Genomic DNA, 16,667 nt, shown 5'->3' with positions numbered 1-16,667 from the left:
GCCAGAGTTAACTATGAATAAAACAGCTGACGTACCTTTATTACCTTTACGCGACGTAGTCGTTTTCCCTCATATGGTGATTCCTCTTTTTGTGGGTAGAGAAAAGTCGACAGAGGCCCTAGAGAGTGCTATGCAAGGAGATAAAAAAATCCTTTTGTTAGCACAAAAAAATCCAGGTGATGATGAACCGACCGAAAGTGAATTATATCAAATGGGGACCTATGCAACTGTTTTACAGATGTTACGTCTTCCTGACGGCACTATTAAACTATTGGTTGAGGGAGAAAAACGTGCAAAGGTTGAATCGATAGATCTTATAAACTATACAGCTAAAGTAACCTTATTCAATGAACTAGTGGTTGATAGTGAGAAGGTGGTTGCATTACATCGTACGCTGATTAGTCAATTTGAGCATTATGTCCAGTTAGGTAAAAAAGTATCTTCGGATCTTTTGGCTTCGTTGCAAGATATTAATGAGACGGGGCGCCTTGTTGATACAATCGCCTCACAAATGACATTAAAGAATGAACAGAAGCAACAGATTTTAGAAATTATTGATTTGGCCGATCGTGCAAATCATGTTTTAGCACTACTTGATACTGAAATAGAATTATTACAACTAGAAAAAAAGATTAGAGCGCGTGTTAAGCAACAGATGGAGCGTAGTCAACGCGAGTATTATCTTAATGAACAAATGAAAGCCATTCAAAAAGAGTTAGGTAGCTCGGAAGATGGTTCTAATGAGTTTGATGAGTTAGAAGCGCGTATTAAAAAAGTGGGTATGCCTAAAGAGGCCTTAGAAAAAGCACACACTGAGTTAAATAAACTCCGCCAAATGTCTCCCATGTCTGCTGAAGCAACTGTGGTACGTTCCTATCTTGATGTGCTGATTAACGTTCCTTGGAAAACAAAAAGTAGAATTTGTTTAGATTTACCTAAGGCTGAAGAAATTCTAGAAGAAGATCATTATGGTTTAGAAGATGTTAAAGAGCGTATTTTAGAATACTTAGCCGTTCAAAAACGTGTTAAAAAACTAAAAGGACCTATTCTTTGCTTAGTAGGCCCTCCAGGTGTAGGTAAAACGTCTTTAGCGTCTTCTATAGCACGTGCTACTAATCGCCAGTTTGTCCGTATGGCTTTAGGCGGTGTGCGTGATGAGGCTGAGATTAGAGGTCATCGCCGTACCTATATTGGTTCTATGCCTGGCCGTATTATCCAAAAAATGAGTAAGGTGGGAGTAAAAAATCCACTATTCTTATTGGATGAAATTGATAAAATGGCCAGTGATTTTCGTGGAGATCCTGCTTCTGCTCTACTTGAGGTATTAGATCCAGAGCAAAACAACACATTCAATGATCACTACTTAGAAGTAGATTATGATCTTTCTGATGTTATGTTTGTTTGTACTTCTAACTCAATGAATATTCCTCCCGCCCTATTGGATCGGATGGAAATTATTCAATTACCGGGTTATACCGAAGATGAAAAAACAAATATTGCACTACGCTATTTAGTACCAAAACAAATACAAGCTAATGGTTTGAATGATAAAGAAATCAGCTTCTTAGAATCCAGTATTCGCGATATTATTCGTTATTATACGCGAGAAGCAGGGGTCCGTGATCTTGAGCGTCAAATTGCCAAAGTATGTCGTAAGATAGTTAAAAAGAATATCAGCAAGAAGAAGACAACAATCACAAAAATTAAGCCTGAAAGCTTAGAAGAGTTATTGGGCGTTCGTAAATACCAATACGGTAAGGCAGAAGAGCAAGATCAAATAGGCCAAGTTACAGGCCTTGCTTGGACACAAGTTGGTGGTGAGTTGTTAACTATTGAGGCCGCAGTGGTTGAAGGTAAAGGGCAAACCATTCGTACTGGATCATTAGGCGATGTTATGCTCGAATCTATTACTGCAGCATTAACGGTTGTTCGTAGCCGTGCTAATGCATTGGGGCTTGCCAATAATTTTTATGAGAAAAAAGATATTCACATCCATATTCCTGAAGGGGCTACACCGAAAGATGGGCCAAGTGCAGGTGTAGGAATGTGTACTGCTTTGGTTTCTGCTCTAACAGCTATTCCTGTTAAAGCTGATGTTGCCATGACAGGGGAGATTACATTACGTGGTGAGGTACTTGCGATAGGTGGTCTTAAGGAGAAGCTATTAGCAGCCCATCGTGGCGGAATAAAAACAGTGATTATTCCTAAAGAAAATGTGCGTAACTTAAAGGATATACCCCAAAATATTTTGAGTGATTTACAAATTAAGCCTGTTCAATGGATTGATGAGGTGTTGGAAATCGCTTTACAATACATGCCTGAACCTTTTTCTGCTGTAGAAGGAACTACAAGTGGTCAAGATGAAAAGCATGACAAAAACGATAGTAAGCTTATTAGTACACATTAATCTTTTACCGTTATCAGTGAATAGTTTATATAGTGTACAATAAGTCTTTTGTTAACATAAATTTAGATAAAGAGGAAAGATTGTGAATAAATCAGAATTAATAGATGCGTTGGCAGCTAAAGCAAACATTTCTAAAACAGCCGCAGGCGTTGCTTTAGATGCAGTATTAGCATCTGTTACTGAAGCTTTACAACAAGGTGATAATGTTGCGCTAGTTGGTTTCGGTACTTTTTCTGTGAAAGAGCGTGCAGCACGTACAGGTCGTAATCCAAAAACGAAAGAGCCTATTAAAATTGCTGCTAGTAAGGCGCCTTCTTTTAAAGCGGGTAAGTCTTTAAAAGATGCTGTAGTTTGATATAAAATAGATTGAGTTCCAGACAAATTAAAGGCGCATTCTGGTATGCGCCTTTTTTCTTCGTTTGATCAATTAAATATAGTTTGAGCCATTTCCGGAGGGGGCATGCTCCAAGAACTTAGAGATAAATCACAGGGTTGGATTGCTAAAGTTATTATTGCTGTTATTGTTTTGCTATTCGCATTAACAGGATTTGACGCTATTTTCAGAGCAGTTGGCCATAACGATGAAGTGGCCACTATTAATGGTAAAGGCTTAAGTAAAGCACTGTATAATTCTACCTACGAGCAGCAACAGTATATTTTGAGTGCTAATGGCCAATTTGATGGTAGTGTTGAAGCAAAAGAACAATTAAGAAAAACAGTGATGGAAAATTTGGTAAATTATCAAATTTTAATTCAAGCGGCTGACAATGCAGGTTTTGGCTATTTACCCGCACAGTTTGTTGAACAGATTATTCAAAATAATCCTCTGTATCAAAGCAATGGAAAGTTTGATTATGAGTTATTTAAAGAAAGTATCAGAAATTATGGTTATAGTTCAGAGACTCAATATGTGCAAGATCAGTTAGAAAAATATTATCTAACACAGTTACAGAGTGGTATTGTCACTGCTGATTTCGCAACCACTAGTGAAGTATTGTCATTAGCTAATTTAATTAATCAAACTAGAAATTTTTCTTATAAAGAATTAGATGCATCAACGATTAATGATATCACGAAAGAAGAAATCAGTGCGTGGTATGAAAAACATAAAGAAACATTAAAAACACCTGAGCAAGTGGTGCTTGAGTATATTGTATTAAATAAAAATGACTTTTTAGATAAAGTGTCTATTTCTGATCAAGAGTTAACAAACCTTTATGCTAAAAAAGTAAATGATTTAGAAGAAGCGGCATCAAGAAAGCGTATTGCTCATATTCTGATTCCAGTGACAGCTACTCAAACAGATGCAGCTGCTAAAGCAAAGATTGATGATATTGCTAAGAAATTAAAAGAGGGGGCTGATTTTGCAACATTGGCAAAAGAAGATTCTCAAGATTTAGGAACCGCTAAGAATGGTGGGGATTTGGGGTATTTGAATTCAGAAGATTTACCTGATCAAGCACTTGCTCCTGTTGTAAATCAACTCAATCAGGCTGGAGATCTTTCTGCTCCTGTACGTTCAAAATATGGTTGGCATATCATTAAATTGATTGCGGTTGAAGATCCTGTTATTCCAAGTTTTGTTTCATTAAAGAAATCAATAACAGAAGAATTAAAACAGCAAAAGGCGGCTGAGCTCTATTTGAATGCACAACGTGAGTTAGATGGGCTAGCCTATGAAAATTACGATAGCCTATCTTCAGTAGCAGAGCAACTCAAGTTACCCTTAGATACTACGAAGCCTTTTGCTCGTGATGCTGGGTATGATGAGTTAACAAAAAATGAAAAACTAATTAAAGAAGCTTTTTCTGTAAATCTTCTAAAGGGAGAAGAAAATAGTTCAATTATTGAATTATCACCAGATCGCTCTGTTGTTATTCGAGTTAAACAACATCTAGAACCTGAGATGATGACATTAGAGCAAGCAACGCCTGTGATTGTGAAAGCATTACAAACTGAAAAAATTAAAAATGATGGTGAAAAACTAATAGCTGAAGTACAAGCAGGTAAAGTAGTTATTAAAGATTGGAAAGCTTTTAATGATGTCGAACAGCCAATCAAGACGATATTAGCGGGTGATACTCAACAAAAAACAGAGGTTGCACCTGAAATATTGGATAAAGTTTTTAGTACACCTCATCCTGTAGATAACAAACCAGGTTTACAAGGTTTTACTCTAAAAAATGGGAACTATGCGATTATTGCTGTAACAAAAGTAAATCCTTTTGATGGTGCATTAACTGATGAACAAAAGGCTCAGTATCAAAGTATTGTCGAGACAGGATATACAAATAACTTCTGGGGAGAATACCAAAAATACCTTAAAGACAAGGCGGAAGTTAAATATTTTGACTTTGAATAGTTTTTATACTAACAATAGTTACCAACGTGTAACTATTGTTATGTAACTAATAGAGAGCGTGTTTTGTGGTATTTAACGAGATAGATTGGTGCATTATAGGCCTTATTCTTATTTCTACAGTCATTAGTCTGTGGCGCGGTTTTGTAAAAGAAATTTTATCACTTATTATTTGGATTGTAGCTGTTGTTATTGCTTGGTTATACGGTGGAGCATTTTCAAGTTATTTATCTCCTAATATAGAGCAAGCATGGCTCCGTATAGCAATTAGTTGCGCTATCCTCTTTATTTTAACATTGATTGTTGGGGCTATTGTTAATTTTGTATTGACTCGTTTAATCAAAGCGACAGGCTTGTCTGCAACGGATCGTTTTTTAGGTATGTTTTTTGGCGCAGCACGTGGAGCCATAGCGGTTGTTATTGTTGTGGGGCTTCTTGTCAATACGCCCGTCTCGAATGAATCAGAAACATGGAAAGAGTCATCACTAATTCCTTCTTTTCTTGTGGCTGCTAATTGGTCAAAGAATGTTGTATTAGGTGGTTGGCGTTCTATTCCTAAACCTGAAGATATTCCCTTAAACCCTAAGATAGATTTACCTGTGTCATCGTCACAGTAGCTAATTATGAGGATCTAATCCATGTGTGGTATTGTCGGTATTGTAGGAACAGCAAATGTTAATCAAGCATTGTATGATGCGTTGATTGTTCTACAGCATCGTGGTCAAGATGCAGCAGGTATTGTAACCAGTAAAGACAATAAGTTATTTTTGCGTAAAGCCAATGGGCTTGTGAAAGATGTTTTTCATACGCGCCATATGCAGCGGTTATTAGGTAATTATGGCATCGGACATGTACGTTATCCGACGGCAGGAAGTTCAAGCTCTGCTGAGGCACAACCTTTTTATGTGAATTCACCTTATGGAATCACTTTAGCGCATAATGGTAATTTAACTAATGTAGAAGAGTTAGCTAAAAGCATCTATTTATCTGATTTGCGACACGTGAATACGTCTTCTGATTCTGAAGTGTTATTGAACGCCTTTGCCCATGAGTTAGCTAAATCTAAAAAGTTACGTTTAGCTCCAGATGATATATTTGACGCTGTCACTCAGTTATATAAGCGTTGTGTGGGTGGCTTTGCGGTAGTTTCTATGATTATAGGGCATGGCATTGTTGCTTTCCGCGATCCTAATGGTATTCGTCCTTTAGTGTATGGTAGTCGTGAAACAGTACAAGGCATAGAATACATGGTGGCTTCAGAGAGTGTAGCCCTTGATGTGCTAGGTTTTACGTTGATTCGTGATGTTGCTCCAGGTGAGGCTATTTATATTACAGAACAGGGTGAGTTATTTACTAAGCAGTGTGTCGCGGTAAAACAATTTACCCCTTGTATTTTTGAGTATGTTTACTTGGCGCGTCCTGATTCTATTATTGATGGCAGTTCTGTTTATAAATCTCGTTTGAAAATGGGTGAAAAATTAGCCGAGAAGATTTTGAGAGAGCGTCCAGATCATGATATTGATGTGGTGATTCCTATTCCAGATACAAGTAGAACCTCAGCACTGGAATTAGCAAATTCCTTAGGTGTTAAGTTTAGAGAAGGTTTTATAAAGAATCGTTATATTGGTCGTACCTTTATTATGCCTGGGCAAGCAGAGCGCAAAAAGTCAGTAAGACAGAAGTTAAATGCGATTGAGCTAGAGTTTAAAGGTAAAAATGTTCTATTGGTCGATGACTCAATCGTTCGTGGAACGACTTGTAAACAAATTGTTCAAATGGCAAGAGATTGTGGTGCTAAAAAAGTATATTTTTGTTCAGCTGCACCAGCTGTGCGTTATCCTAATGTTTATGGTATTGACATGCCAAGTGTTCATGAGCTGATTGCTCATAATCGTACAACCGAAGAAGTGGCTAAGTTGATTGGCACAGATTGGTTAATTTACCAAGATCTTGAGGATTTAAAAGAAGCTGTGCGCTTTGAGGGTACAAATTTACATGATTTCGATTGTGCGGTATTTGATGGGCATTATGTAACAGGTGATGTTAACGAGGCTTATTTGCATCATATCGAAGAAGAGCGTAATGATAAGGCGTTGGGTCAGAAACAAGCTGAAACTGAAATTATAGAGTTGCATAATAATTAGAAAGAGACAGTAATTATGACAAATAAATGGCAAGCAGGTCGTTTAAATAGTGATTTACATGATGTAGGTTTAGATACGCTAGCAGTAAGGTCAGGGCAAAGGAGAACACCAGAAGCTGAACATAGTGAAGCGTTATTTTTAACAACCAGTTATGTTTTTGAATCAGCTGCTGACGCTGCTGCTCACTTTTCAGGGGCTGTAAAGGGAAATGTTTACTCGCGTTATACCAACCCAACAGTACGTAATTTTGAAGAGCGTCTGGCGGCGATGGAAGGTGCTGAGCAAGCCGTTGCCACTTCATCTGGAATGTCGGCTATCTTAGCTTTAGTGATGGCGCTGTGCAGTGCGGGTGACCATGTTGTTGTTTCACAAAGTGTGTTTGGTTCCACCATTAGTTTATTTGAAAAATACTTTAAGCGCTTTGGCATTGAGGTAGACTATGTACCTTTGCAGGATATAGGTGCTTGGGAAGCCGCTTATAAGCCTAATACAAAACTATTTTTTGTTGAGTCGCCATCAAACCCATTGTCTGAGTTAGTTGATATTGCTGCATTGGCTACTTCTGCTCATTCACGAGGTGTACTTTTAGCGGTGGATAACAGTTTTTGTACACCTGTTTTACAGCAACCCATTAAGTTAGGTGCTGACATCGCAGTTTATTCAGCTACGAAATACATTGATGGGCAAGGACGTTGTCTAGGTGGAGCGCTAGCAGGCCGTGCTGAGCATATGAATGAAATGGTTGGTTTTTTGAGAACAGCTGGACCTACCATGAGCCCTTTCAATGCTTGGATCTTTTTAAAAGGGTTAGAAACCTTGAAGTTGCGTATGCAAGCACATAATGAGAATACCTTGCTATTGGCTCAATGGCTAGAAAAGCAGCCTAACGTTGAAAAGGTATACTTTGCTGGATTAGAGAGTCATCCGCAACACGCATTGGCTAAAAAACAGCAGCAAGGGTTTGGGGCAGTGTTAGGTTTTGATGTCGTGGGAGGAAAAGAAGCGGCTTGGCGTTTAATTGATGCTACACGTTTGATTTCTATAACGGCTAATTTAGGCGATGCTAAGACAACGATAACGCATCCTGCGACTACCACCCATGGCCGTGTTACTCCAGAAGCACGATTGAAAGCAGGCATCAAAGATGGTTTGCTACGTATAGCTGTAGGACTTGAAGATATGGAAGATATTAAAGCAGATTTGGCTAGGGGTTTAGCTGCTGTTTAAGTTTTAAGAAAAATAAGAAAGCAGGTTTTTAACCTGCTTTTTTTATGCTTGGACTTGTTGATATAAAAACTCTAGTAATGCTTTTTGAGCATGTAGGCGGTTTTCAGCTTGTTGCCAAACAACAGAGCGGGGATCATCCAATAGCGTTTCACTGATTTCTTCCCCACGATGAGCAGGTAAACAATGCATAAAGACAACATCAGGGCTCGCAAGATCAAGTAACTGTTCCGTTACTTGGAAACCTTGGAATTTTTGTAAGCGGTCTGCTGCCTCATCTTCTTGTCCCATGGATGCGAAAACGTCAGTGCTAACAAGATGTGAGCCTTTAATAGCTTCTTTAGGGTCATGCATAACTTCAATATGACCTTTCGCCTTTTCTACATAATAAGGATCTGGTTCAAACCCTTTTGGACACGCAACTTTTAAATGAAAGTCGAATTGAACAGCCGCCTCAGCATAACTGTTACACATATTATTCCCATCGCCAATCCAAGTAACTGTTTTTCCTGCAATATTGCCACGAGCTTCAGCGAAAGTTTGCATATCTGCTAATAATTGACAAGGGTGCAGGTCATCAGTTAATGCATTGATGACAGGAACGCTTGAATTTTCAGCAAATTCAACTACTTTGTCATGGCCAAAAGTTCTAATCATGATGATATCAATCATGCTAGAGATTACAATAGCTGAGTCATGGATGGTTTCTCCACGACCTAATTGGGTATCGCGTGGTGATAAAAAGATAGCTTGCCCACCTAACTGAATTATTCCTGATTCAAAAGAGACACGAGTGCGTGTTGATGATTTTTCAAAAATCATCCCAAGAACTCGTCCATCAAGTGTTCTGTGAGGGATATTATTGTTGCGTAATTTTTTAAGTTCTATCGCACGTTGAATAATGTTTGTTAGCTCTTGTTTCGAACAGTCGAATAACGATAGAAAATGGCGTACAGTCATGAGAAATATCCTATTGATAATTTAGTAGTTTAAGTTTACTAAACTATAGTCTAGAAAGGCTATAAAGAGTTCTATTTTTCAGGAATTATGGCATAAAATCTGTGCCAATAAAAGAATAGAGGTGGTTTTTTAATCTACATTACTTTGAGTAAGTTTAATTTATTATAGGTAATAGTGTATAGTAATATTATGACCATAGATTACTCAATAGTGGTTACATAACTAATAAGCATGTTAAAATAGGCTAGTGAAAATGGGATTTCTAAATGATATTGCTGAGCGAAAACAATTTCGACGTTATATATTAGACGCGTGGCAACAATATTCAACTTTAAAGTCTTTAATTAAAGAGCCTTTGATTTTAATCGATGTGCGCACAGGACGTGTCGTCGATATTAATGCTGCCTTTGAAAGAGTGTTAGGTTGGGATATGAATCAAGTTGTCGGTATTCCCATTGCTGACTTAGGAATATGGAAAGACCCACTGAGAGTAAAAATAATAAATTTAGTTTTAAAGAAGCGCTCAATTAAACTTACAGATATCCAGTTCTATAATATGGATGGAGATGTTCTAACGGGAGAGTTATCTGCAAAAGTAGTACGTCTTAATAGTGGATTGGCCATTTTAGCTACTTTTTTTTACAGTCATAATTTATTGGCGGTAGAGCAGTTTTTTGATGTGGATGATATGGAGTTTTCATCGGCCTTTGATCCTATTGGTGATGTGGTTATTATTTCTGAATTTGATTCAGCTAAGTACATTAAGGTGAGTGAATCATTAAGAGAAATATTGGGTTGTGATCCTTCTGAGTTACTTCTTAAAAATGAGTTTGATTTAGGCATATGGGCGAGTGAATCTGAGCGAAAAACTTTTTTAGAAACAGTAAAAATAGAAGGAGCAAAACTCTTAGAGGCGGCTATGTATCGGCCTGATATGGGTTATATGCCGATTAAATTTATGGTTGATATTTTTACAGCCAATGGTAGTAGTTATGTTCTAATGGTTGGGCATGATGTCACGAGTTTGCGTAAAGCTGAACGACGAGCAATTCATTTAGCGTATCATGATCCACTGACTAATTTGCCTAATCGCACATTACTATATGAACGCTTAGACCAACAAATTAAATTAGTGCAGCGTTATAAACTCCATGCCGCATTATTATTTTTAGATTTAGATCATTTTAAAAATATTAATGATTCCATCGGACATCCTATCGGTGATGCGGTATTAAAAATTGTGACAACACGTCTTAAGGCAAGTATTCGAGCGAATGATACAGTTTCACGCGTAGGCGGTGATGAGTTTATTATTCTATTAGCTCGTTTAGAGGGCGACTTTAATGATGTTGAGCGTCAGGTATTAATTACAGCTGAGCGTGTCAGAGAAATTCTCTGTGAGCCTATGTTAATTGATGCACATCGATTACAGATTTCTACCAGTATTGGTGTGACTATTATTCCGGAACATGGCATTAATACATCTGAGTTGATTAAACGTGCGGATATTGCATTGTATAAAGCAAAAGAGTTAGGTCGCAATATGATTGCAACTTTCCGTAGCTCAATGCAATCGGCTGTTGTACAAAGGATGCGAATTGAGGCCAAAATGCGCCAGGCCCTACAAAACAAAGAGTTTAAATTATGTTTTCATCCACAAGTTTTTTCTAGAACCCATGAAATTACAGGGGCTGAAGCACTTATTCGATGGGTGCAGGGAAAGGATATTTTTTCTCCTGAGCATTTTATTGATATTCTTGAGGAAACACAGCTCATTATTGAGGTCGGTGAATGGATTATTCTAGAGGCCTGCCGGTTATACGCAAAACTAATGAACAATAAGGCGATTTCGTTGTTAGACTTTAAGTTTTGTGTGAATGTTAGCCCAAGGCAATTACAGCATGAAGGGTTTTATTCTCTAATTGAAAGAGCTTTTAAACAATATGGTATCCCTAAAAATGCTATCACGCTAGAAGTAACTGAGGGCATTGTTATTCAAAAAACCAATTCTATTATTGAGAAAATGTGCCTGTTAAGAGAATTGGGAGTTAATTTTGCTATTGATGATTTTGGAACAGGGTATTCTTCTCTGTCCTATTTGAAGAAACTCCCCATTGATATGTTAAAGATTGATAAAACATTTGTTGATACCATTACGACGGATATCCATGATGCAGGCATTGTGAGCGCGATCATTACTATGGCGAATAGCTTGGATTTTGAAGTGATTGCAGAAGGAGTAGAAACGGCAGATCAACTATCTATTTTAGAAGAAAAAGGATGTTACTTATACCAAGGCTACTTATTTAGCAAGCCCCTAACATTCGATTCTTTACAAGCATTGCTCGTTGCGCAAAGTAGTCGACAAATTTAACAATTTGTTGATGTGTTTTATGTTAGTCAATAGTAAAATAGTCGGCTTAATGAAAAGGTATTCATTTTGTTGTAGAGTGATGTTATATAATGTTTAGGTTTTTGGGCAAGGAATCCGGCGTAACGCTGTTGGATGTACTATTAGTCTTATTAATTGTTGGAATGCTAATCTTTGGTATTGTATTTGCCTTAGTAAGTTATACTAATATTTTCTCTTTTATTAATGGATCGCAAGTTGTTGGATCCGTTTCTAGTAATATTTTTAAGACAGTGGTTGTTCCTGTAGATAGCCATCAGCAAATTATCATTAACTTAGATAATAATAAATCGTTTGAAACAATAGCTATCACCCAAAAAATAATGTTTCCTTTCTCTAAGGAAAAAAAAATAGCGACAGAATGGCCTAAGGGAAAAGCGGGATTTTTAGTTAAAAGTTATGATGGTTCTACAATCGAAATGTTAGGGTATCGTTATAAGACGATCGCTAAAACCGCTGCAAAAAATGGTTATAATGCACTTTTAGACTTAACAGTGAATAACAATAGAAGAATCGATAAAGATAATATTAACTACCCTTATCTCTATGTTTGGCTCGATTATAATCAAAATGCACAAGTTGATAGGGGAGAATTAATTAGCTTAAAAGACTTGGGTATTATTTCTATTGATGTTGGTTCTATGAGAGTAGTTAATCGGCGCATTAACAGCAGTGTTATTAATCGTGAAGGCTCTTACCTTAGAGCCGATGGCTCTAAAGGAAGTATCTTAGAGGTTGATTTATTTCAAGATCCTTTTTATCGAGAGTTCCTAACGACTATCAAAGTTCCTGATAAAATTAAATCAATTCCTAATGTACAAGGGTCGGGGTTAGTTCGAGATTTACAAGAAGCGACGGCTGAAAGTTCTGTGCTATTGTCAACGGTGGTTAACTATTATAGTCATGAGTCGTTAAGTCAACGTTATACGATGTTAAATAGTCTACTATTAGAATGGGCTAGAAGTGAGAATATGCGTTTTTTAGTGCATTTATCACAATTCTCAACAGATCGTTTTAAACTGAGGTTGGCGAGTGACTTGAAGCCTAGCTCTTATCGCAGCATTCATTCAGAAGTAAGTCTTGCATTGAATCACCTAATGGTGGTCGAACAGTTTACTGGCAAGCGGTTGCTTTATGTTTTCGCTAAAGAAGTATTAAATACCCAAACAGGTGAAATAGAATTACATCTAGCGATTAGTTTTAATAACGATATTATCGCACGTAGTGTGGTTGTTGCTAATAGCAATCGACAGCAACAAGAAGTAATAATTTCGAATGATATGCTCAATTTTACGAATGAACAAAAAGTACAGATTAATGAAGAGTATGAAGTCGTTAAGAAAAATATTTTTGCTAAACTTCAAGCAGAAAAGCCTGATATACAAGAGCTTATAGCTGAATTTAAAAAAGACCAATATCGATGGGTGGATGAAAGTCTGCAAAATCAGATAGAGACAGGCGAGTATTTTATCCGTGAGCGCAAAACAATCAATGTGCCAAGAAGAAGATATCTTATTGAGTGTATAAAGCCAGGTAATATTATTGATCAACAAGTCCGTGATTGTGCGGATGGCAAAATAGCTAAAACTTGGTGAATTAAACGTTGAAATGAATTGATAATTCTTTTATGAAACTTTAAGACGTTAGCCATGCCTAATAGAATATTGCATTATAATTATAAGAGAGGATTATTATGGGTACTCAATTGGCCGCTGATGTTTTAGTTGAAACATTAGAACAAGCAGGTGTTAAATCTGTTTGGGGTGTTCCGGGAGATTCGTTAAATGCATTTACTGATGCGTTAGGTAAGCGTAATCATATTAAGTGGTTAGAAGTTCGTCATGAAGAAGCCGCCGCTTTTGCTGCTAGTGCTTATGCTGATGCCACTAATGAACTTGGTGTGTGTGTAGGTTCTTGCGGGCCTGGCAATTTACATTTGATTAATGGTTTATTTGAGGCTCAACGGATGAATGCTCCTTTGCTTGCAATAGCGGCACAAATTCCTAGTAGTGAGTTAGGTTTAGGCTATTTTCAAGAAACACATCCTGAAATATTATTTAAAGAATGTAGCGACTATTGTGAGCTAGTATCAAGTGCAGAGCAGTTGCCTAGGGTATTAGAAACAGCTATGCGTTCAGCGATTACACGACGCAGTGTTTCAGTAGTAGTCATTCCTGGAGATGTTGCTTTTAGTAAAGCCGCTACACAACCAGTTAAATGGTCAACACCTATATTACCAGTAGTTACCCCACCAAGAAAAGAGATAGAAGATCTTGCAGAACTTTTAAATAAAACTAAAAATATTGCTATTTTATGTGGTTATGGTTGTCGTCATGCTCATGAACAAGTGGTTGCTTTGGCTAAAAAGTTGAAAGCCCCTATTATTCATGCTTTAAGAGGAAAGTCTTTTATTGAATATGATAACCCTTATGATGTCGGTATGACAGGTCTAATAGGTTTTTCATCGGGCTACCATGCATTAAAAGAATGTGACTTCTTATTAATGTTAGGAACAAACTTCCCTTATCGTAATTTTTATCCTGAACATGGTAATGTTGTACAAATAGATTTACGAGGAGAGCATTTGGGTAGGCGTACCCCATTATTGAGGGGGCTTGTTGGGGATGTCGGGTCAACACTGGATTTATTATTGCCTCTTCTTTCAGAACAAACAGATAATAACTTCCTTAATAAGGCATTAGCGCACTATGAGAGTGCACGTAAAGGGTTGGATGAACTTGCAATTCCTAATAAGCCAGAGCGAGCACTTCATCCACAATATTTAGCGGCTAGAGTTTCCGCATTGGCTGATGATGACGCGTTATTTACTGCTGATGTAGGAACGCCTACTGTGTGGGCAGCACGTTATTTAAAAATGAATGGTAAGCGCTATTTAACAGGGTCATTTATTCATGGTTCGATGGCGAATGCAACTCCTCAAGCAATGGGTTTGCAAGAGGCATTTCCTAATAGGCAAGTGATTGCTTTTGCTGGTGATGGCGGTCTTTCCATGCTCTTGGGTGAGCTCTGTTCGCTGGCCTTAACAAAACTCCCCGTTAAAGTTATTGTATTTAATAATAAGTCACTTGGGTTTGTCGCGATGGAGATGAAAGCTGCAGGTTTAATGGATGATATCACTCATTTGAACAGTCCAGATTTTGCTGCTGTTGCCGAAGGATGTGGTGTTAAAGGTTTTACAGTGACCTCATCAGAACAACTTGATGATACATTAAAAGCTGCTTTCGAGTATAATGGCCCTGTTGTCATAGATGTTCACACAGAAACGCAGGAGTTATCGATCCCGCCTAAAATTAATCTAGAACAAGCTAAAGGTTTTAGTCTTTACATGTTAAAAGCTATATTAAGTGGGCGAGGTGATGAAGTTAAAGAATTAGTTAAAGCAAACTTATTCAGGTCTTAATTTTTCAACGTGATTTATTTTGTTTTTAAAAATAAGAAGGTTATATATGACTAGTAACAAACGTCCTTTGCACATTCACTATTCTGGCCCTAAATTATTAGATACGCCTTTATTAAATAAGTCGAGTGCTTTTACACGTGAAGAGCGTCAAGAGTTTAATTTGATGGGGTTATTGCCCTATACGATGGAAACGATTGAAGAGCAGGTTGTACGTGTTTATGATCAGTACAAGTTTTGTAATACCGACTTAGAACGCCATATTTATTTGCGCTCAATTCAAGATGATAATGAAACATTATTTTATCGTTTAGTTGAAGATCATCTTGACGAAATGTTGCCTATTATCTATACCCCAACGGTTGGTGAGGCATGCCAAGAGTTTTCAAAAATTTATCGTAAACATCGGGGTATTTTTGTTAGTTATCCTGATAAAGATAGAATTGATGATATTTTATACAGCGCCACAAAACAAAATGTTAAAGTCATTGTGGTTAGTGACTGTGAGCGTATTTTAGGCTTGGGTGACCAAGGGGTCGGTGGTATGGGAATCCCTATTGGTAAACTATCTCTTTATACTTCTTGTGGCGGTATTAGTCCTGCGTACACGTTGCCTATCGTATTAGATGTTGGAACGAATAACCCTGACTTGCTTAATGATCCTATGTACATGGGATGGCGTCATGAACGTATCACAGGCGATGAGTATTATGAGTTTGTCGATTTATTCGTACAAGCAGTAAAACGCCGTTGGCCATCAGTTTTACTACAGTTTGAAGACTTTGCACAACATGCTGCTTTACCATTATTAGAAAAATATAAAGATGAACTTTGCTGTTTTAATGATGATATCCAGGGAACAGCGGCAGTAGCAGTAGGTACATTATGGGCAGCTTGTAAAGCTAAAGGGGAAAAAATTTCACAACAAGTGGTTACTTTCCTTGGTGCTGGGTCGGCTGGTTGTGGTATCGCAGAGCAAATCGTAAGTGCTATGATGTTAGATGGATTAACAGAAGAGCAAGCTCGCCAACGTATTTTTATGGTAGACCGTTGGGGATTAATTACTGATTCCATGTCACATTTACCTGATTTTCAACGTCGTTTGGCACAAAAAGAAGATAATGTTAAGGGTTGGTCTGCTGAAGGTAAAGATATTTCATTGTTAGAAACCGTGCAAAATGCAAAGCCTACTGTATTGGTAGGTGTATCAGCACAACGTGGCCTATTTACGGAAGAGATTATTAAAACAATGCATAGCCACTGCGCTAAACCATTGGTTATGCCTTTATCTAATCCAACATCACGTATTGAAGCAACACCTAAAGAAATATTGACGTGGACTGATGGTGAGGCTCTAGTCGCAACAGGTAGCCCATTTACTCCTGTAACTATTAATGATAAAGAAATTGCTATCGCACAATGTAATAACTCGTATATTTTCCCCGGTGTTGGTTTAGGTGTGATTGCATCTCGGGCAAAACGTGTTACAGAAAATATGATGATGAAAGCGGCTGAGGCCTTAGCAAGTTGTTCTCCTATTGTCGTTGAAGGGGAAGGGGCTATATTACCACCTATGCTAAGTATTCAAGACGTTAGTAAGAAGATTGCATTTGCTGTGGCTAAGCAGGCACAGAAAGATGGTGTTGCATTAGAAGTTTCTGATGAGAAAACTCTTCAATCTATTGAAGATAATTTTTGGCAACCAGAATATCGTCTTTATCGTCGCTCTTCTGTATAAGTTTTTC

At 37.6% G+C, this 16,667-nt stretch carries 11 protein-coding genes; 10 read left to right on the top strand and 1 reads right to left on the bottom strand.

Annotated features, from left to right (window positions below; genetic code table 11):
- Window positions 1–13 precede the first annotated feature (13 nt).
- From lon to DM558_RS07145, 6 genes are all read left to right on the top strand, one after another.
- On the top strand, window positions 14–2,407 hold the full coding sequence (lon, locus tag DM558_RS07170; protein ID WP_127163054.1) for an endopeptidase La: 2,394 nt from the start codon (window positions 14–16) through the stop codon (window positions 2,405–2,407).
- Between the two features lie 82 nt (window positions 2,408–2,489).
- Window positions 2,490–2,762, top strand: coding sequence for an HU family DNA-binding protein (locus tag DM558_RS07165; RefSeq protein ID WP_109702330.1), 273 nt, complete (start codon window positions 2,490–2,492; stop codon window positions 2,760–2,762).
- A gap of 105 nt (window positions 2,763–2,867) precedes the next feature.
- Entirely contained in the window at window positions 2,868–4,769 is a 1,902-nt protein-coding gene (locus DM558_RS07160) for a SurA N-terminal domain-containing protein (protein WP_127163052.1), read from the top strand.
- 65 nt (window positions 4,770–4,834) lie between these two features.
- A complete protein-coding gene (locus DM558_RS07155) occupies window positions 4,835–5,383 on the top strand; it encodes a CvpA family protein (RefSeq protein ID WP_127163050.1) in 549 nt (182 codons plus the stop codon).
- 21 nt (window positions 5,384–5,404) lie between these two features.
- Window positions 5,405–6,910 (top strand): amidophosphoribosyltransferase, encoded by a 1,506-nt coding sequence (gene purF, locus DM558_RS07150; RefSeq protein WP_127163048.1) that lies wholly within the window; start codon window positions 5,405–5,407, stop codon window positions 6,908–6,910.
- A 15-nt stretch (window positions 6,911–6,925) separates the two neighbouring features.
- Entirely contained in the window at window positions 6,926–8,137 is a 1,212-nt protein-coding gene (locus DM558_RS07145) for an O-succinylhomoserine sulfhydrylase (RefSeq protein WP_127163046.1), read from the top strand.
- A gap of 42 nt (window positions 8,138–8,179) precedes the next feature.
- Here DM558_RS07145 and argF read toward each other — a convergent pair whose 3' ends face one another.
- On the bottom strand, window positions 8,180–9,094 hold the full coding sequence (argF, locus tag DM558_RS07140) for an ornithine carbamoyltransferase (RefSeq protein ID WP_127163044.1): 915 nt from the start codon (window positions 9,092–9,094) through the stop codon (window positions 8,180–8,182).
- A 253-nt stretch (window positions 9,095–9,347) separates the two neighbouring features.
- Between argF and DM558_RS07135 the strand changes: the two genes are divergently transcribed.
- The 4 genes from DM558_RS07135 (at window position 9,348) to DM558_RS07120 (ending at window position 16,660) form a co-directional block, all read left to right on the top strand.
- A complete protein-coding gene (locus DM558_RS07135) occupies window positions 9,348–11,468 on the top strand; it encodes a sensor domain-containing protein (RefSeq protein ID WP_127163042.1) in 2,121 nt (706 codons plus the stop codon).
- A gap of 89 nt (window positions 11,469–11,557) precedes the next feature.
- Window positions 11,558–13,099, top strand: a complete 1,542-nt coding sequence (locus DM558_RS07130; RefSeq protein WP_127163040.1) for a hypothetical protein — start codon at window positions 11,558–11,560, stop codon at window positions 13,097–13,099.
- Between the two features lie 98 nt (window positions 13,100–13,197).
- Window positions 13,198–14,925 carry a ubiquinone-dependent pyruvate dehydrogenase gene (gene poxB / locus DM558_RS07125; RefSeq protein WP_127163038.1) on the top strand — a complete coding sequence of 576 codons (1,728 nt, stop codon included), beginning with the start codon at window positions 13,198–13,200 and terminating at the stop codon, window positions 14,923–14,925.
- 46 nt (window positions 14,926–14,971) lie between these two features.
- Window positions 14,972–16,660, top strand: coding sequence for an NAD-dependent malic enzyme (locus DM558_RS07120; RefSeq protein ID WP_127163037.1), 1,689 nt, complete (start codon window positions 14,972–14,974; stop codon window positions 16,658–16,660).
- The last annotated feature ends 7 nt before the right edge of the window (window positions 16,661–16,667 follow it).

Source organism: Entomomonas moraniae, from assembly GCF_003991975.1.
Classification (GTDB): domain Bacteria; phylum Pseudomonadota; class Gammaproteobacteria; order Pseudomonadales; family Pseudomonadaceae; genus Entomomonas; species Entomomonas moraniae.
The sequence above is the reverse complement of the archived record's forward strand: the minus strand, read 5'-3'. Positions and strand labels throughout refer to the sequence as shown.